Source organism: Pseudoalteromonas sp. G5_S1_14_S5 (genome assembly GCF_054968605.1).
Genome location: NZ_JBQKUM010000004.1, coordinates 1 through 18,637 on the forward strand (window position 1 = coordinate 1; position 18,637 = coordinate 18,637).

Here is an 18,637-nt window from a genome sequence, read left to right on the forward strand (position 1 = left end):
ACCTTTTTTTATAGCCAGTTTTCATACGAAATAAGAATCTGGTCAAAATCAAGTAAAAAGGGAAAATATCACTTATAATTTATTTATATTTAGATACAATCCACATTTCAAACTTACCCTGTTTCCACGCCTATTATTGAGCGACCACTGTGAATATCGACGTTGTTTTTCTGCTAGAACAAAACCCCATTCTCCTCATCTTTGTTGTGTTATCGATTGGTTTGGCCATTGGTAAAATTCGTTTCGGTAGCCTGCAACTTGGTAATTCAATCGGCGTTCTGATTACTTCCCTTGTGATGGGCCACCTTGGTTTCTCATTTAACGCAGACGCCCTAACCATCGGCTTTATGCTATTCATCTACTGTGTCGGTATTGAAGCAGGGCCGAACTTCTTTGGTATCTTTTTCCGAGATGGCAAACACTATCTGATTTTAAGTTTAGTGGTGCTCTCTACCGCTATTGCGCTGACTTACTTCTGTAGCGAGTACTTAGGCCTTGGTTTCGGACTTTCTGCCGGTATGATGGCTGGCGCACTGACCGCAACACCCATCTTGGTGGGTGCGCAGGACGCACTCAACTCAGGGCTTGCTGAAGTGCCAAGGAACATGGATTTAAGCCTGATTATCGAAAACCTATCGGTCGGTTACGCGATGGCTTATCTAGTTGGCCTTATCAGTATGATTATGTTTGCCCGTCTAATTCCAAAGCTTCAGAAAGTGAACCTACACGACTCAGCTGAACAAATTGCTCAGGAACGTGGCTTAGGTGCATCAGGACAGCGCAAGGTTTATCTGCCAATCATTCGTGCTTATCGTGTTGGTCAAGAGCTGATCTCTTGGACAGACGGCAAAAACTTACGTGAGCTAGGTATCTACCGCCAAACGGGTTGTTATATCGAACGTATTCGCCGTAATGGCATTCTTGCCCACCCAGATGGTGATGCCATCCTGCAAGAAGGCGATGAGATCGCATTGGTTGGTTTCCCAGATAGTCACGCTCGTCTGGACCCAAGCTTCCGTAACGGGAAAGAAGTTTTCGACCGTAACCTTTTGGACTTACGTATTGTCGAAGAAGAAATCGTCGTTAAAAGCGATAGCATTGCAGGTAAACGTCTTTCAGATCTAAACCTATCTGAATACGGCTGTTTCCTTAACCGCGTAGTGCGAGCTCAGATTGAAATGCCGATGGACTTAAACATCGTGCTTGCTAAAGGTGATGTTCTGCAGGTGAGTGGTGAGAAAAGTCGTGTTCACGGCCTAGCGGAGAAGATTGGTTTCATCTCGATCCACAGCCAAATGGCGGATCTGATGGCTTTCTGTAGCTTCTTCATCTTGGGTATTCTATTTGGTTTGATCACCATGACATTTGGCCAAGTTTCATTTGGCTTAGGTAACGCGGTTGGTCTACTACTATCAGGTATCATGCTCGGTTTCTTGCGTGCAAACCACCCTACTTTTGGTTATGTACCTCAAGGGGCACTGAACATGGTCAAAGACCTCGGTTTGATGTTCTTTATGGTGGGTATCGGTTTAAGCGCCGGTGGTAAGATATTTGAACACTTAACTCAAGTTGGTCCGCAGGTTATTGGTATTGCTCTGATAGTCAGTGTGATCCCGGTATTCTTCGCTTACTTAGTGGGAGCTTACGTACTTAAGATGAACCGTGCACTGTTGTTTGGTGCGATCATCGGTGCACGAACCTGTGCCCCCGCGATGGACATCGTTAATGATCACGCTCGCTCAACAATCCCAGCTTTGGGTTATGCGGGCACCTACGCGATAGCAAACATCTTGATGACCTTAGCCGGTACCTTCATCATCATAATCAGCTAGCCACACATCGCTAATTGATTCACTTCTAATGCACTAATTCATGTTTGGGTTAGTGCATTTTTTATGGCCTATTTTAATCAGTTCAGCCTTCTTCCCCGCTCCTGCTCTAAACTCACTTTGTATCTCGAATCTCATCACTCGAAACAGCTCTATTCTTTTCGCATCCCGCCACTCTAATCCCACATCTACTCTCAACCTCTTCGCATACCGTCACTCGTATCTGCTTTTGAGACAAAAAAATAGGCGCTCAATGAGCGCCTATTCGTTTAGATTCGATAATTTGAGTTAGATGTCAGCTACATCAAATTCAACAGCAGGGTTAACGTCAGCTTCGTAATCAACACCTTCAACACCGAAACCGAATAGTTTCAAGAACTCTTCTTTGTACTCAACGTAGTCAGTCAGTTCTTTTAGGTTTTCAGTTGTGATTTGAGGCCACAGGTTACGACAGTGCTCTTGGATGTCGTCACGCAGTTCTAGGTCATCCAGACGTAGACGGTTTACTTCATCAACTTCTGGAGCGCTGCCGTCTTCTTTGTATAAACGTTGGCTGAACATACGGAAGATCTGTTCCATACAACCTTCGTGAATACCTTCTTCACGCATCTTCTTGAACACCATAGCGATGTAAAGAGGCATAACAGGGATTGCAGAGCTTGCTTGAGTCACAACAGACTTAAGAACAGCAACGTTTGCAGTACCGCCAGTTTGGCCTAGTTTCTCGTTTAGCGCTGCCGCTGCACGATCTAGATCCATCTTAGCTTTACCTAGCGCGCCATCCCAGTAGATTGGCCACGTTAGTTCAGTACCGATGTAGCTGTAAGCAACCGTCTTACAACCGTCAGCTAGAACACCAGCTTCAGAAAGAGCATTGATCCAAAGTTCCCAATCTTCACCGCCCATTACAGTAACAGTGTCTTTGATCTCTTCTTCAGTTGCAGGATCTACGCTTGCTTCGATGATTGTGTCTTTGTTTGTATCAACCGCAGTTGACGTGTACGTTTCACCGATAGGCTTCAGAGATGAACGAATGACTTCGCCAGTCTCTGGCATTTTACGCACTGGAGACGCCAGTGAGTATACAACCATATCGATCTGGCCTAGATCTTCTTTGATCAGGTCAATCGTTTTCTGTTTAGCTTCGTTAGAGAAAGCATCGCCATTCAGGCTTTTTGAATATAGGCCTTCTTCTTTAGCAAACTTGTCGAACGCTGCTGAGTTGTAGAAACCAGCTGTGCCTGGCTTTTTCTCAGTACCGGCTTTCTCAAAGAAAACACCGATAGTTGAAGCGCCGCCACCAAATGCAGCCGCAATACGTGAAGACAAGCCGTAGCCACTTGAAGAGCCAACAACTAGTACACGTTTAGGTGCGTTTGCGATTGGGCCTTGAGCTTTTGTGTAAGCAATTTGTTCTTTTACATTAGCTTCACAACCGACTGGATGTGTTGTAGTACAGATGAATCCGCGAATTCGAGGTTTGATGATCATATTCAACTTCCTTAAAAAATCAGGTTAAGGATAAAAGTTTCATACGCAAATGGCATCTAATTTCTGTAAAAATGTGGTGAAAATGCAAGTGGTTGGAGCACTCAGTGAATATTTGCTGACTAAGTCACCATTTGTTAACGCGTCTATTGCGACTTCTACGACAAAAACAAAAAAAGCACCTTTTAAGGTGCCTTTTATCATTTCTTAATCTAAGCAACGCTATTTAGCTTAGGTTTTAACTCTTTTCGCGTCAAAGTTTCACTGTAATCGTGACTGAAGTGGTCAACTTGGATGGCAGCGTAGCGTAGTTTGTCTGCCGCAATGATTTGGTCAACTTCGTCTTGAGTTAATACATCAGCCGAAAGTGCTTGAGCAAGTTTGTCTTGCAGTAGCCCCTTACGAGCAACTTTGCCCTCTTTAATCGCTTTGAAGATCTTACGCTCAAGTGGTTTAATGCTGTACATCGCATTGAACGCGTTTTCCATCAAACCAACACTATCGTCCTCTTCCTGGCCGATGTAGCAAAGGTGTGTCAGACGTTCACGGTGCGCTCCCGGAGTCATCAAGCTTTCAGCCAACTGAACTGTCAGATCATCACTTGGTTTTTCGAAGTGATTGCCCATAGGGAATATGAGACCTTTAAGTAACTTACCAACGACCTTATTCGGGAAGTTACGGTACGCCTCTTGTAGTGCTTTTGCAGCATGGTGGAAACAATGCTGAACCGCGTAGTGTACATAGTCTAGGTCTGCTTGTTGACGACCTTCGTCTTCATACTTCTTAAGCGCAGCTGAAGCCATGTATAGGTAGCTCAGACCATCACCTAAACGTGCAGAGATAAGCTCTTTACGTTTCAGTTCACCACCTAGAGTAAGCATAGCGAAGTCTGCACTTACCGCTAATGCACGGCTTAGACGAGTTAAGTCTTGGTAGTAAGGCTTAGTTGGACCACTCATGTCCGCTTTAATGAACTTAGAGCCAGTCAATGCAGCACCGAACGCACCAAACGTGTTCTTAGTTGCGTGACCAATATGCTTGAACAACAAGTCATCGAAGTCTTTCGCACCTTGCTTCTCATCCGGGTTAGCTGCCGCTTCCATTTCGCTCAATACGTATGGATGACAACGTGTTGCACCTTGACCGAAAATCATCAGGTTACGAGTCAGGATGTTTGCGCCTTCTACCGTGATTGCAACTGGGATACCTAGGTAAGGTGCTGCCAAGTAGTTCATTGGACCATCTTGAATTGCACGACCAGAGTGAATATCCATTGAATCATTCAGAATTGTACGTGCCATTTCTGTCATGTGGTATTTCGCGATAGCCGTTATAATGCCCGGCTTCTCTTTCATATCAAGCGATGTCGTCGTCAGAGTTCTTGTCGCTTCTAGTAGGTACGTTAAGCCACCAATGCGACCTAAGCTCTCAGCAACGCCCTCAAACTTACCAATCGACATACCAAACTGCTTACGAACGTATGCGTATGCACCTGTTGTTCTTGCCGTTAGGTGTCCCATTGCCGTGCCTAGTGCTGGTAATGAGATACCACGACCTGCAGATAGACATTCAACTAGCATACGCCAGCCTTTACCTGCGTAATCCGCGCCACCGATTAACCACTCCATTGGAATGAATACATCATGACCACGTGTTGGACCGTTCATGAAAGCAAGACCTAGTGGGTCATGGCGCTCACCAATCACAACGCCTTCATGGTCTGCTGGAATAAGCGCACACGTGATGCCGATATCTTCTTTATCACCCAACAGTTTTTCTGGATCGTGCAGTTTGAATGCTAGGCCAAGCACTGTTGCTACTGGTGCTAGCGTGATGTAGCGCTTGTTCCAGTTAAGCTTGATACCTAATGTCTCTTTACCTTCGTGCATACCCATACATACGGTACCCACATCAGGAATACCGCCTGCATCAGAACCCGCTTCTGGGCCTGTTAGTGCAAAACATGGGATATCTGTACCGTCAGCAAGGCGTGGCAGCCAGTAATCTTTCTGTTCTTGAGTACCATAGTGAGATAGAAGCTCACCTGGACCCAGTGAATTAGGAACCATTACAGAAACTGCGGCACTGATACTGCGAGTTGCGATCTTAGTAACAATCGTTGAGTTTGCGTGTGCCGAAAATTCGCGACCACCGTACTCTTTAGAAATGATCAACGAGAAGAAGCGCTCTTTTCGTAAGAAGTTCCAAACTTCCTTCGGAAGATCTCGATCTTCTTTCACAATCTGATGGTCATCAAGCATAGAAAGCAAGGTTTCTAGCTCATTGTCCATAAAAGACTGCTCTTCTGACGAAAGTTGAGGCTTTGGATATTGGTGCAGCTTAGTGAAATCTGGTTTACCAGAGAACAGCTCTCCATCCCACCACACGCTACCCGCTTCCATCGCTTCTTTCTCTGTGCTAGATAGTGGTGGAAGTACTTTTTTAAAGAGTTTAAAAGCTGGGTCACTTACCCATTTTTGTCTTAGAGAGCTCATAGTTCAGATCCTTTTGTTCACTATATTGGTTGTGAATTTATTCGCTTTTTATTGTTTTATTCTTTTGCTGACATGCCAGCGGCCAAGTATGGAATTAAAATATCGACCACTGCTTTGGCATCCATTTTCTTTCCGTAATCATTCTCTGCGATTTCTACGAGAGCCTGACTCGAAGCCATGGTGAATACACAAGTCCCGAGGGTGAAGTGCAAACGCCAAAATAACTGTTCTTTAGTGAGGTTCGGGTTAGCTTTCATTACTGAGCTGGTAAACAAAGTCAGCACTTCGCTATAACGAGTCGTAATGAACCAACGCAAATGTCCCTGTACATCCGTGTAGCCTCTGCCGATAAGTAACATGAATCGGCTGGTACCATTTGGCCTTACATCATTCAGTGCTCGTAGTGGCTGTCTTAAAGACTCAAACACGTCATTCATAGAATACGTTTCGTTCAAGTTTAAATTCACTAGTGCATCTTGCAATGCAGGCATAAATGCTTCCAAGTAGCGATTGAGTACTGCACGAACCAGAGTTTTCTTGTCGCCAAAGTGGTAGTTCACTGAAGCTAGATTGACATTCGCTTTACCCGTAATGGTGCGTAAAGAGGTGTCATTAAAACCATGCTCAGCAAACAAGCCTTCAGCTACGTCTAAGATTTTGTCTTTGGTTGTACTTCTTGGTGCCATTTCAATCACTCGTATTAAACAACTGTTTGAAATATACGACGAGAACATTTATTTAACAAGCAAGCAACATCACACTTTCACAAATTGGTCGTACCAGTTATAGAATATCGTCACTAACCAATTGAATCGCAGGAGATTTAAGAAAAAATAAAATTTAATGAATTTTCTGGGAACTGATTCAGAAATGGAGAGTCATAAATTAAGTAGAAAACAGAGTATTTAAAAGTTTAACAGGCCGTCAAACGTGTTATGTACCCTGCTTTCTTAATTACTGCATTTTCCTTATTAACTCCTATGCTTATATCCGCCCAAACCACGTTGGTTTGGGTTTTTTTTGCCTGTGATTGGCGATCCTTCGACACTAAATTTCCACAACAATTTCAGGAATTAGAGAGTCTAGAGAGTCACCACCCGTCGCGTCTAAAATGTAACTAGACTCAAGCAAGTCTTCACCTACAGCGAACTCTTGAACCACATTGATGCTGTTATCAAGCGCTGCCCCTCTTTTCCCAAAATAATCATATAACGTTGTAAATCTAGCCACCACTGGGAGCAATAGAGAGCTCACCTAGTTGAATCGCATTAGCAGACTCAACTTGATGAGCTGTTGGGTAAAGATTGGGGGGGGGGGGTTAATAACCTTGATTCTCGGTCCAGCTAACCTCCTAGCTCAGTTGGATCAAATCCATCCTCAATGGCACGTTCGACTTGTGCGATTGCGTCATTAATCTCCAAGTCACTTTGTTGCCCTTGGTTATCAACGAATCATGCCGAAACACTTGGCACACTCTCTTCGTTCTCGGCAAAACTAATCACGACATCAGTCGAAGTTGGTTGTTCGTCCGGTGCTAACTGACGCAATCTACCCTGAGCGTCAAGCACAATACTGCAGCTCGCAAGGCCTAGAATATTGAGTTTCACACTACCTATAACTCAGTTCCTACTTCAGCCCAAAACCAACCACACACGCACTAAAGCCCACCCAGAGATGTGGTTGCTTCACTCCATATATTTAGTAGCGCCACCATTGATAACAAACCCACTAAAAGATAGCGATTGGTACTAATATCAAATTGTTGAATAGCAACAGACACTTACAGGCAAAAACAAGCCTTTAAACTTCGCATTTTTTTACAGATGTTCTAAGCTTCGATTAGTACACTTCTCTCAATTCAACGGGTAACATTAGTTGAGAAAAAGAGGAGACTATTAAAGTAGAAGGAGAGCTACTTTGAGATTGTTCAAACTATCCATGATGTGTTACTTAGTCATCACCACACCGCTCGCCGCTCAAACCTTGGAACAGGCTGTCGCTATCACTTTGGCAACCAATCCAGAGATAAAAAGTATCTTTAACGAGTTTGAGAGCGTGAGAAAGCGGAACGATGCCTCTGGGGGAGCATACCGACCAAGTATCGACTTAGATGCAGGGATTGGTTACGAGGGCATAAACCCTGCGCCAAACAATGGCCCAGATACCGACCTCACGAGAAAAGAAGCAACGATTTCCCTCACTCAATTATTGTGGGATGGTTCAGCGACGCTCTACGATATGGATCGTACTGCTGCAGATGCCGAATCGGTCCGGTTACAGCTATTGGCTGATGCAGAAGACAAAGCGCTTGAAGTTACACAGATTTATCTAGACGCGGTAAAAGCGACTGAGGTATTAGCCTTGTCAGAGAGTAACCTTGCTATACACAAGAAAATTTACAAAGACATCAAAAAGCGAGCAAGCTCTGGTATCGGTTCAACAGCAGACGTATCACAAGTAGAAGCAAGGATCGCAAAAGCTCACAGTAACTTACTGGCTGCACAAAACAACCTTGTTGACACGCATACCCAATTTAGAAGAATCGTGGGTCAAGAGCCACTCGGCTTAGTTTATCCGAGAGCCGATATTTCAATGCTCCCACTGTCACTGTCGGATGCACTGGTTGATGCGCTAGACCAACACCCAGTTATCAAAGTCGCTAACGCGGATGTCGATTCAGCACACTTCCAATACAAACAATCAAAGGGCGTGAATTACCCAACATTCTCCATCGAGGCATCTCAATCATGGCGGGATGACGCTGGCGGTGACGAAGGTCCTAACCAAGAAACATTGGCGATGCTGAGAATGCGATACAACCTCTACAACGGTGGCACAGACAGCGCGAACTCGGAAGCCGCCGCCTATCAACTGAATAAAGCAAAAGACTTGAGAGACAGAGCTTATCGACAAGTAGAAGAAGGGCTGCGTCTATCTTGGAGTGCATTAGACTTAACACTGCAACAAAAGAACTTCTTATCTGACCATGTGGATTCGGCATCAGAAACGGTTATCGCTTATGGCAAACAGTACCGGATAGGTAAACGTACTCTTCTTGACTTGCTGAACACTGAGAATGAATTGTTTGAAGCTCGAAAAGATTACCTAGATGCTCATTACGCTGAGCAATATGCTAAGTATCGAGTAATGAACGCGACCGGTTCTTTATTGAATGCTCTGCTGGTTGACATTCCAGATGAATGGACAACGGCCGTGGAGTATTGATCATGAAGGTAACCTACATAATGCTTCCTGCACTAACAATGTCCCTACTCGCTTGTTCTAGCCAACAAGAGGAGAAATATATTGAGACCCCCGAAGCCGATCAAATATCCGATCTACAAGACGATGACAAAGACGGTGTCGTCAATGCGAGAGACGCCTGCCCTATAACACCTCCAGCGTCGTTAATCGACAACGAAGGTTGCGGGGCGATCGTGCTTTCGGAAGAAGTTAGACAACTCAATATACTATTTGCTAACGATTCTTACGAAGTGAACCGGATTTTCTCTGACCAGATAACCACAATGGCTCAGTTTTTGGAAACCTACCAAAGTGCGTCCATCGAGATTCAAGGCTACGCAAGTAAAGTTGGCTCTAGCGAATATAACTTAGAGCTTTCAAAGAAACGCGCTCACAATGTCGAAGTTGAGTTGCTATCAAACGGCATAGATCCAAGCCGCGTCAGAGTCGTAGGTTACGGTGAAGATATTTTAGAAAGTGACGGTGACGATGCAACATCACACGCTTTAAACCGCAGAGTAACAGCAACCGTGGTTGGCTTAAGCGAACAAATCGTTGAGGAGTGGACTATTTTCACCACACTTAAAAAATAGATATAGATCTACCGATAAGAGAAACCGCTATAACAAGCATAACAAGAGAAAAGCCGCGATAGGATTGACTATCGCGGCTTTGATGTATTTTTAAACACGTTGCTCTAGGGAATAGCTCAGTGGTTATTGTTACGATTCAAGATTTAACTTGTTACTCAAGAAATGGCTCGACGGTTAGTCGAGCCAATCACCAATTAAAGTTTTACTTCTTGGTGTTTAGTTTTAGGTAAAGAAAGGCTTAGCAGGAAGTAACCTAAGATAGCTGCAGTCGTTGAGCCCATCAGGATACCTAATCGAGCAAGCGTATCGAAATCTGCGTTTGTAGAGCCAAATGCCAGCGATGAAATAAAGATAGACATAGTAAAGCCGATACCACACAACACAGAAACCGCGAAGATATTCATAAAGTTCACACCTTCAGGAAGCTTAGCGACACCTGTTTTCACAGCACCCCAGCTGAACAGGAAGATACCCAGCGGCTTACCAATCAATAGACCTAGAGCGATACCTAGAGGCAGCATGCCTGTAAGGTTTGAAATTGAAATACCTTCCAGTGAGATACCTGCGTTTGCAAATGCGAAGATTGGCAGAATTACAAAAGCTACGTATGAGTGCAGTGCGTGCTCTAGGTGTTTCAGTGGTGAATTCTCTCCTTTATTGCCTTTCAGTGGGATAGCAAAACCAATTACTACACCCGCCAATGTTGCATGAACACCAGACTTCAATACTGCGAACCACAGAATCGCACCGACAATCAGGTAAGCGCTCAGTTTAGTCACATGCTTGTTGTTTAGCATGAACAGCACACCTGTTGCGATAAAACCAACTGTAAGTGCAAGTGTTGATAAGTCACCTGAGTAGAACAACGCAATGATAACAACAACACCTAGGTCATCAATAATTGCTAGAGCTAGCAGGAACACTTTCAAGCTTACCGGTACGCGGTTACCAAGAAGTGCCATGATACCCAACGCGAATGCGATATCAGTTGCAGCCGGGATAGCCCAACCTTGAAGCGCTTCAGGGTTACTAGAGTTAAATAGCACGTAAATAAGTGCAGGAGCCAACATACCACCTACCGCAGCGATAGCTGGGAAGATAGCAGTCTCTTTAGACTTTAATGCGCCTTCTAAAAGCTCACGTTTAACTTCTAAGCCAATTAGAAGGAAGAAGACAGCCATCAAGCCATCGTTGATCCAGTGAGACACAGACATACCGAGAACGTAACTGTGCAGGATGCCCTGGTACATTTCGTTCAGTGGTGAGTTTGCTACAAACATTGCGATCGCCGCAGCGATAACTAGGATGATGCCGCCAGCAGATTCCATTTTAAAGAAGTCACGGATGACGTCGGTCATGATTTCGCCCTTATATTTATTATTTAAATAAACGAATAACAAAGAATAACCATGAGTTTATATCCAAGCTTTATCGATAAATAATCACTTCTTTGGATGTTTAACTTCGGTTTTTCCTACAAATACTAAATAATACGTCGTATATTCCATAATATTGTTATGCACCATAAACTAAGTATAGATGAGAACATCACACCTGTATGCACAATTCATTGAGTGCTAACAAAATTAAGAAGCATAAAAAAGGCTATCAAATGATAGCCTTAAGTGTTTTTTAGTAGCCGGTGAGCTGCATAAAGCCGGACGCTTCATGGCTGCCGCTGGCCATTATTGGCCCTTCCCAATAAGGTATGACAAATGGCAGCCACATATCTCGACGAATGATACGCGTAGTCAAGTTGATATCGTGCTTAGGGACGTTAATGATCCATTGAAGCGGCATTCGTCTGCCGTTCATTAGCCTTGTGTTCTGCAAAGGCTGAATCGAAATATCCGATTCCGTTAACTGGTAAACCTTACCAGAACGAGTGGCTAACGTTCCGAACACATAAGGTAACTGCTGATTATGGCGATAGCGGTTGATGCTCAGTGCTGTACCATCATCAAGGTTAAACACAAACCAATCCCAGCCTTGCTGACCAACTCCAAGTAAGCCACTACCCCACTCTTTGTGAACCCACGCTGTGCCTTCTACTTCTTTAGCTACGCCATCAAGGTTCAGTACACCACTCAGTGATAAAAACGGAGCATTAAAGTTGTAAGACGCGACAGGTAGCAGATCATGCTTTTTCTGATAACCGTTATCGCCATTAAGTACATATGGTCCTGTTGCCACTGTATCTAATTGCAGCCCAAACGTATCCGTTTGTACTTGTAGACGACCAGGAAACGGTGTGTTCCCCAGTGAGCACCAATTCCAATTATCAATCCAAATTCTAAATGGACGACTGGTCATCCCAGCTTGACCAATGCCACCACGAGCCATTCGCTGCTCTTTCCACACTTTGGATTTAGAAGAAATCACCACATTCGAGATGTAAACTTGTGAGCTCTGCCATCCCGGAGTTTCACGCTCATCCGTTGCAATGCGGAAGAAGCTCCATTGAACCGAATAGTCCTTGCCATCTTCCCCTTTCAAAGACGCAAAATAGTGCCACCACTCGTGCTGAAATTCCGGGTGGAACTTGAAGTCTCGAGGAAGAGATACACCTCGGTCAGGTAGGACAGGTTCAAATACATTGAAATGTTCGCTGACCAACACCGAATTAATCTCGTTGACCCCTTTTTCGCCAGGATCGACAAAATAGGAATAGTAGCCCCAGACACTCAAAAAGATGCCGAAAAAGCTGAACAATAACAGAGATGATAAAAATCGATGTCTTAACTTGGTTGAACTATTCCTTAGAAACATATTAAAGCGCATCCCTTAGTGATTTCATCGGTGTGTTCCGAATCATTCTCATCACTGGTAAAGCACCTGCTAACATCAAGGCCGCCATTGCCCAAGCAAATGTCTCGAAATAGTCCCAAGGGAGCACTTGTAACTCGAGTGACCAGCCAAAAGACTGCTTGATAACGATATCAACGATCAAGTTCGCCAACGCTAAACCAAGTGGAACCGCGATTAATGAAGAGATAAGCCCAAACACAAACAGCTGTAAACTCCCGGTAAGGATCAACTCTTTCGCCGATACGCCTAAACATCGTTGCAACGATATATGCCTTTGTCTTGAAACCTCACCAGCGACCGTCGCAAAGAAGATACCAAACACGGCTATCACAAGGGTAATGTTACCTAAGGTATCTGCAATGGCGAAGGTTCTATCAAACACTCGCATCGCTTGGCTATGAATATTGTTGTTATCGAATATGCGTTCAGAACCGAGTCTAAATAGACTTTCCAATCGGCTTCTAAGCCCTACTGAATTCACATCATCTTTCAGTATGACGCCAAGCCCCACATTGCCTCGACCTGCAAAGCCGTATAACCAGTTTCGATGTGACATCATCACTTGGTGATAAGGATTACCATAATCGTAATACACACCGACGACCTGCCAGCCAGAGCCTAAATTATCGTAGAGATCAATATAATCGCCTGGGCGAATATCTAGCTTGAGTGACATGGATTCACTGATCAATACACCTTTAGAGTGGTGTAAGTGATACCAGTAATTCGGGATACCGAGTTTAATCGTTAATGCTTCAAGCTCGCCCTCTGAAGGCCCGGTGCTCACCACTTGAATACTGCCTAGTGGAGAAGCGACATCTTTTTCCCAACGCCACCACACAGAGTCAACTTCTGGCTGCTCTGACAACCAGTTACTCATACGTGCTGCTGCATTGTTTGTTGGATATATATATAGGTCAGCGGCTAATCGCTGTGTTAACCATTTGTCCGTAGTGTCTCTGAAACTGCCGACCATCGTTTCTACACCAATGTTCGCGGTTAACGCCAACATAAAGGCCATAGTCGCAACACCGCGGTAACTCATACTAGATGCAGCATCAGCAAAGAACCAGCGAGCACGAACCCAACGCAGTGAGTAAGAGAGGCTGTTGAATAGCTTCCACATCAAAAACGGTGTAAACAAAGCCACACTAACCAGCATTAAAGCAATGATGGCAAAACCAGACTCTTGAGTTTGTGGCGCTTGATAAACCGCAACTGCAGCTACAAGGAAGCCACAACCTATCAAAGCTTGCCAAGTGAACTCAGTACCCGCAAAACGCATCAGGGATAAGCGAGAAGACAAACGAATCGGCTGAGATTTGAGTAAGCGAACCAATGGCCAAGCACAAGCTAAGAAAGCACCAATCAATGCCATCATTAAGCTGTAACCGCTCCAACGCCAATTCCAATCAATCGTTAAACCAACATTGGCGTCATATAAGTCGCCAAGGCTAGAAGACACAGCTGGTAACAGTTGGTTGGCCAACATCACACCAAAAACATTGCCGCAGATCCAGCTCAGTAAAACCAGAATCAATAGCTCTAAACATAGCGCTTTAGTGAGCTGCCAACCCGAGACACCGGTTTGTCTTAAGATCCCCACCAATGGCTGACGCTGAATAAAAGACAGTGACATCGCTTGATAGAAGATGAACAAGCCTACGACAAACGACAGCATGCCCATCGCTTTTAGGTTTAAGTGGAATGCATTAGTGAGTGACTCAAGTTCTGCTTTAGAGCTGCGAGAAATCGTCAAGCCATTAGGTAGCATGTTTTTGAGGCGTTCAAACTTTTCAGTAGACATGTCTGAACATGCAATCACCGACAGGCCAGCGCTGCGTTTCAACATTCTAAGTAACGAAATGTCAGCAATCAGCCTAGTACCATCAATAATGTTATTTTGATCGACCATTAATGGGCCAAGATCAGAACCATCCATAAGGTGGATATAGTCACCGTTCTTCCACTTCATGTGTTCAGCAAGATCGTCGCTCACAAGGATTGGGTACGGCGGTTTCATCAGGTTCAACGTATTGAGATCTTTTAACGCCACGCCCGGTTGCAGTTGAAGCATCGAAACAGGATCGATACCAATCAATGTGAAATTCACGCCATTTTCATCAGTGATACGATGGTGATCAAAAGGAGAGCACTGTTGAAAGCCTTCACGGCGAAGCTGGATATAAAAACCTTGCGGGATTTTATTGGCGTTGTGTTTTGGTCGAATACGGTAAGGAAGAGGATTCGAAAAGAGTTTTTCGCCATGAGCATAACTTTGCTTGGCGTGTTGGTTGATAGCAGTAACACCAACCAATAGTGATACGCCAAGAGTTAAGCCTAGCCATACCAAGATAATTTGTAGAGGGTAACGTCGATAGTGACCGAGTAGCGCCTTAACTACGGGCCATAACATGCAGCTGTCCTCCTTGTAAGCGGATCCGGCCGTCCATGTGCAGGGCAACTTTTTCACTGTGCGTTACCAACAGTAGCGTACATTCTAATTGGCGAGCTAAAGAAGTCAGCAAGCGCATTACCGCTTCGGCATTTCGCTCATCTAAGCTACCAGTCGGTTCATCGGCCAATAAGATTTTTGGTTCCATATACAAGGCTCGAGCGATCGCGGCACGTTGTTGCTGACCACCCGACGCTTCCTCTGGGTAACGACCAAGTAGAGGCATAAGGTCTAAAGCAGAAAGAATCTGTCTCCATAAACCTTTATCTTCAGGTAAGCCTTTTAGCTGGCGGCAAAAACGGATGTTATCTGCGATATTCAACGTGGGTAATAAGTTGAACTGCTGGAAGATATGGCCAATGTTGTTTCGACGATAAGCGGTACGTTCACGCTCGGTAGAATCGTGCATGTTGAAATTTGGAAAAACGATTTCGCCAGAGTCAGCGAGATCCAAACCTGCAATTAGGTTGAGCAGAGTACTTTTTCCTGAGCCGCTTTCGCCCATTAATGCGAGTTGGTCACCTTTATTCAATGTCAGTTCAGCACCTTGTAAAACAGGGTGGAATTCCCCCCCATCAACATAGCCTTTACATAGGTCTAACAGCTTTAACATTCAACAGCTCGCATTAGTTAGAATTTGGAAGGAGAATCTACACTAATTCCCTGTTGGGAGGAAGTATTTTGAAAGATAGATCACATGCCAACGATAAAGTGCTGCGATTGATGCGCCCTACTTCAACTTCCTATCAAATTTTTAATCCATTTTCTGGTTTTCATGCGATACAGCGAACCGCTCCACTTAATCACCTCTTCAGTGAGGAAAAGCAAGTACACCCACTCAGGTGGAAATCTAAAGTAGATGGCCGCGATAACCGCTAACGGAATACCAATCACCCACTGTGCTATAAGATCTTGGTAGAGGCAGAACTTAACGTCGCCACCCGCTCTCAACACACCGACAATCACCGTCATCGGAATTGAGCGAATCACAATACCGACACTGAGGATCAAAATAAACTTCTCAGAAAGCGCTCGGGTTTCTTCCGTTAATGCACTAAACGCGTTCAAGATTGGTGTTTGCACAAAGTAGAGGAAAATCGCAACCACAACACTGGTTAAAAAACATAAAATAGTAATACCGAGCGCTTGGTAATAAACCGCTTCGTTGTTCTTGGCGCCGAGTTGGTTCCCCACCAATACCGCAGCTGCGTTCGACATCCCTATCAATAAGCTCAATGAGATAGATTCAACAGGCGTCATCACCGAAAGCACTGCTAAACCTTGCACACCTGATTGTCCCATGATGGCGTGATAAGCAAACAAGCCACCAGCCCAAGCTAAGAAGTTGAAAGTTGTAGGCAAGGACAGCTTCAAGAAACGCATAATTTTATCGACCGTTGCAGCAGCTTTGATGTCACAGAACTTGAAAGCGAGTAAGTGTTTAGAGAAATAGAGGTAACCAAACAAAGTCGCCACTTCGATAGCGCCACTTAATACCGTGGCTATCGCGGCACCTTTGATACCAAGAGCAGGAAAACCTAGGTTACCGAAGATCAGCACCCAGTTTAAAAACACATTAGATAAGATACCGATACCACTGAAGAAAGTACTTAGCCCAGGTTTGTGCATCGCTCGTAAGCCAACGGCCATACTACTAACGCACGACACCGCCAACATACTAAAAGAGGTAATGACGATGTATTCAACACCTAAACTGATCACTTCTTGAGAATCGGTCGTCACACCCATGATTTGAGCAGGGAAAGAGACAAAGAAGACAATCGTCAGAAGAGCAAACAGGGTCGAAACCAACCAGGTCAATGCGGTACTTTCCCTTACCCCTTGCTTATCACCGGCTCCCCAATACTGGGCAGTAAGCAGAGCACCACCAGTAGTCACACCCACCAGCATAATAGTCGTCACAAACATCGCACGGCTGGCAACACCAACCGCCGCAATATCTGCCTCCCCAAGTTGACCTAACATCAGCACATCCACCAAGCCTCGGCTTGAAAACATAATGCTCTGAAAGGTGATTGGCAAAGCAATGGCAATCAGCCTGCGAACAAAGTCACCGCGAGTGTGATGGATAATTGAAGAGAGCAGCATAGGCACACCTGAACGGAACGTGTTGATGAATATAGATAAATATCACGCTATTATATCAATGTTCGGTTTTTAACCACAGATATAAATGGAGTAACGATGAAGAAAGTACTGGTTTTAGGCGCTTCTGGATATGTTGGTTCACAGCTGCTTCCTCTGCTACTAGAACAAGGTTATCAAGTAACCGCTGCAGCAAGGCACATCGACTACTTAAAAGCACGAACCAAGCCACATGAAAATTTATCACTCGAATATCTCGATCTGGCTGACCAAGCGGCAACACAAGCTTTAGTCCCTGATTTTGACCTCATCTTCTTCCTTGTCCATGGTATGGCGGAAGGTCATGACTTCATTGACTACGAGCTAAGCCTGGCCCGTAACTTTGTGTCCGCACTTGGCCCTAAAAACCAACACGTCATCTACTTAAGTTCACTTCAACCTCAAACTGGCGATTCTGAGCACCTTCAAGCGAGAAAGAAAACTGGACAAGTACTTCGTAAAGGCTCGGTTCCCGTTACTGAGCTACGAGCCGGCGTCATCATTGGCCCTGGTTCGGCGGCCTTTGAGATAATGCGAGACTTCGTTTACAACCTACCAATCATGATTGCGCCGAAATGGGTCGACTCAAAAGCTAACCCTATCGCATTGAAAAACCTCAATCACTACTTACTAAAGCTCGCGCAAGATAACCCAAGCGACAACCAGACCTTTGAGGCAGGCGGTCCAGATATCGTCTCTTATCGCAATCAATTTGCACATATCGCTAAAACTGCCGATCGTCCACTTAGATTATGGGCGATTTCCCTACTTACGCCTAAGATCGCCTCTTATTGGCTTGGCGTGGTGACCTCTGTCCCTTCCAACATAGGCAGAGCATTGCTCGCGGGTTTAAAGCATGACTTCATAGCCAACTCGACCACCATCCAAGAAAAATATCCGCAAAAACTCGTGTCGTTCGAGAGCATGGTTGAACAAGCAATTCACGCTGAGGGCAACTTCGTAAAAAGTAATGTGTGGGGCTTTGATAAAACCGCTTTTAAACGCTGGCAAACGGGATACGGCTACTATCCGAAAAAGACAGGTGCAAGTATCACGTCGACAGCCTCACTAGAATCGCTCTGGCACGTAGCTCAACAGATTGGAAGCCCTAAACAGGGTTACTTCTTCGCTAACGCTCTATGGCGCACAAGGGAGTGGTTAGATCTTCTCTTTGGTGGCGGAGTACCCGTTAGACAAATGCCAAAAGGGCCAAAACTAAAAGTAGGCGACAAAATTGACTCATGGAAAGTGATTCGCTGTGAAGAGAACCAATTCTTATCGCTGTTGTTCGGCATGAAGGGTCCAGGCTTAGGACGACTGGAAATCACGGTTTCTGATAACGGAGGCACGCGTGAATTAAACATCACTGCTTGGTGGCACCCTAAAGGCTTTCTGGGGCTACTGTATTGGTTCGCAATGATGCCAGCTCACCTGTTTATATTTAAAGGTATGGTAAAAGCGATAGAGAAGCAGGCACAAGAGCAGATACGGGAGTCTAGTGACGAGATTAGAAAAGATTAAAAGCAGAAGCGGGACTCGAGTGGCGAGATGCGAATTGATTAAAGCAGATTTGAGGTTCGA

The 18,637-nt window shown here is 44.8% G+C and carries 13 protein-coding genes; 4 read left to right on the top strand and 9 right to left on the bottom strand.

Features of this window, described 5'->3' with window-relative positions:
* The first annotated feature begins 149 nt into the window (after window positions 1-149).
* The gene (locus ACTRWI_RS02015) at window positions 150-1,832 is read left to right on the top strand and encodes an aspartate:alanine antiporter (protein ID WP_004741561.1); all 1,683 of its coding nucleotides are present in this window, start codon (window positions 150-152) and stop codon (window positions 1,830-1,832) included.
* A 285-nt stretch (window positions 1,833-2,117) separates the two neighbouring features.
* Here ACTRWI_RS02015 and fabV read toward each other — a convergent pair whose 3' ends face one another.
* The 4 genes from fabV to ACTRWI_RS02035 form a co-directional block, all read right to left on the bottom strand.
* Window positions 2,118-3,320, bottom strand: a complete 1,203-nt coding sequence (fabV, locus tag ACTRWI_RS02020) for an enoyl-ACP reductase FabV (protein ID WP_499128925.1) — start codon at window positions 3,318-3,320, stop codon at window positions 2,118-2,120.
* A gap of 209 nt (window positions 3,321-3,529) precedes the next feature.
* Window positions 3,530-5,812 carry an acyl-CoA dehydrogenase gene (locus ACTRWI_RS02025; RefSeq protein ID WP_499128926.1) on the bottom strand — a complete coding sequence of 761 codons (2,283 nt, stop codon included), beginning with the start codon at window positions 5,810-5,812 and terminating at the stop codon, window positions 3,530-3,532.
* Between the two features lie 56 nt (window positions 5,813-5,868).
* Window positions 5,869-6,498 (bottom strand): TetR family transcriptional repressor PsrA, encoded by a 630-nt coding sequence (gene psrA / locus ACTRWI_RS02030; protein ID WP_499128928.1) that lies wholly within the window; start codon window positions 6,496-6,498, stop codon window positions 5,869-5,871.
* Window positions 6,499-6,859: 361 nt separating this feature from the next.
* The gene (locus ACTRWI_RS02035; RefSeq protein ID WP_499128930.1) at window positions 6,860-7,042 is read right to left on the bottom strand and encodes a hypothetical protein; all 183 of its coding nucleotides are present in this window, start codon (window positions 7,040-7,042) and stop codon (window positions 6,860-6,862) included.
* Window positions 7,043-7,729: 687 nt separating this feature from the next.
* On the opposite strand from ACTRWI_RS02035, the gene ACTRWI_RS02040 reads away from it, so the two are divergent.
* Together ACTRWI_RS02040 and ACTRWI_RS02045 are read left to right on the top strand one after the other, a co-directional pair.
* Entirely contained in the window at window positions 7,730-9,037 is a 1,308-nt protein-coding gene (locus tag ACTRWI_RS02040; protein WP_499128932.1) for a TolC family outer membrane protein, read from the top strand.
* A gap of 2 nt (window positions 9,038-9,039) precedes the next feature.
* Entirely contained in the window at window positions 9,040-9,648 is a 609-nt protein-coding gene (locus tag ACTRWI_RS02045) for an OmpA family protein (protein WP_499128933.1), read from the top strand.
* A 194-nt stretch (window positions 9,649-9,842) separates the two neighbouring features.
* On the opposite strand, the gene nhaA is transcribed toward ACTRWI_RS02045, so the two are convergent.
* The 5 genes from nhaA to ACTRWI_RS02070 form a co-directional block, all read right to left on the bottom strand.
* The gene (nhaA, locus tag ACTRWI_RS02050; protein ID WP_499128935.1) at window positions 9,843-11,006 is read right to left on the bottom strand and encodes a Na+/H+ antiporter NhaA; all 1,164 of its coding nucleotides are present in this window, start codon (window positions 11,004-11,006) and stop codon (window positions 9,843-9,845) included.
* Between the two features lie 274 nt (window positions 11,007-11,280).
* Window positions 11,281-12,336, bottom strand: a complete 1,056-nt coding sequence (locus ACTRWI_RS02055; protein WP_499128937.1) for a lipocalin-like domain-containing protein — start codon at window positions 12,334-12,336, stop codon at window positions 11,281-11,283.
* A gap of 82 nt (window positions 12,337-12,418) precedes the next feature.
* Window positions 12,419-14,872 (bottom strand): ABC transporter permease, encoded by a 2,454-nt coding sequence (locus ACTRWI_RS02060; RefSeq protein WP_499128939.1) that lies wholly within the window; start codon window positions 14,870-14,872, stop codon window positions 12,419-12,421.
* Window positions 14,853-15,524 carry an ABC transporter ATP-binding protein gene (locus ACTRWI_RS02065; RefSeq protein ID WP_499128941.1) on the bottom strand — a complete coding sequence of 224 codons (672 nt, stop codon included), beginning with the start codon at window positions 15,522-15,524 and terminating at the stop codon, window positions 14,853-14,855. The genes ACTRWI_RS02060 and ACTRWI_RS02065 overlap by 20 nt, the downstream gene beginning before the upstream one ends.
* Window positions 15,525-15,646: 122 nt before the next feature.
* Complete coding sequence (locus tag ACTRWI_RS02070; protein WP_499128943.1) at window positions 15,647-17,020, bottom strand: MATE family efflux transporter; 1,374 nt, start codon at window positions 17,018-17,020, stop codon at window positions 15,647-15,649.
* A 96-nt stretch (window positions 17,021-17,116) separates the two neighbouring features.
* On the opposite strand from ACTRWI_RS02070, the gene ACTRWI_RS02075 reads away from it, so the two are divergent.
* Window positions 17,117-18,577 (top strand): DUF2867 domain-containing protein, encoded by a 1,461-nt coding sequence (locus tag ACTRWI_RS02075; protein ID WP_499128944.1) that lies wholly within the window; start codon window positions 17,117-17,119, stop codon window positions 18,575-18,577.
* Window positions 18,578-18,637: the final 60 nt, after the last annotated feature.

What these genes read in the sequence shown, in the direction of transcription:
- fabV (WP_499128925.1), bottom strand. Translation starts at nt 3,320, where the DNA reads ATGATCATCAAACCTCGAATTCGCGGATTCATCTGTACTACAACACAT.
- ACTRWI_RS02025 (WP_499128926.1), bottom strand. Translation starts at nt 5,812, where the DNA reads ATGAGCTCTCTAAGACAAAAATGGGTAAGTGACCCAGCTTTTAAACTC.
- psrA (WP_499128928.1), bottom strand. Translation starts at nt 6,498, where the DNA reads ATGGCACCAAGAAGTACAACCAAAGACAAAATCTTAGACGTAGCTGAA.
- ACTRWI_RS02045 (WP_499128933.1), top strand. Translation starts at nt 9,040, where the DNA reads ATGAAGGTAACCTACATAATGCTTCCTGCACTAACAATGTCCCTACTC.
- nhaA (WP_499128935.1), bottom strand. Translation starts at nt 11,006, where the DNA reads ATGACCGACGTCATCCGTGACTTCTTTAAAATGGAATCTGCTGGCGGC.
- ACTRWI_RS02060 (WP_499128939.1), bottom strand. Translation starts at nt 14,872, where the DNA reads ATGTTATGGCCCGTAGTTAAGGCGCTACTCGGTCACTATCGACGTTAC.
- ACTRWI_RS02065 (WP_499128941.1), bottom strand. Translation starts at nt 15,524, where the DNA reads ATGTTAAAGCTGTTAGACCTATGTAAAGGCTATGTTGATGGGGGGGAA.
- ACTRWI_RS02070 (WP_499128943.1), bottom strand. Translation starts at nt 17,020, where the DNA reads ATGCTGCTCTCTTCAATTATCCATCACACTCGCGGTGACTTTGTTCGC.
- ACTRWI_RS02075 (WP_499128944.1), top strand. Translation starts at nt 17,117, where the DNA reads ATGAAGAAAGTACTGGTTTTAGGCGCTTCTGGATATGTTGGTTCACAG.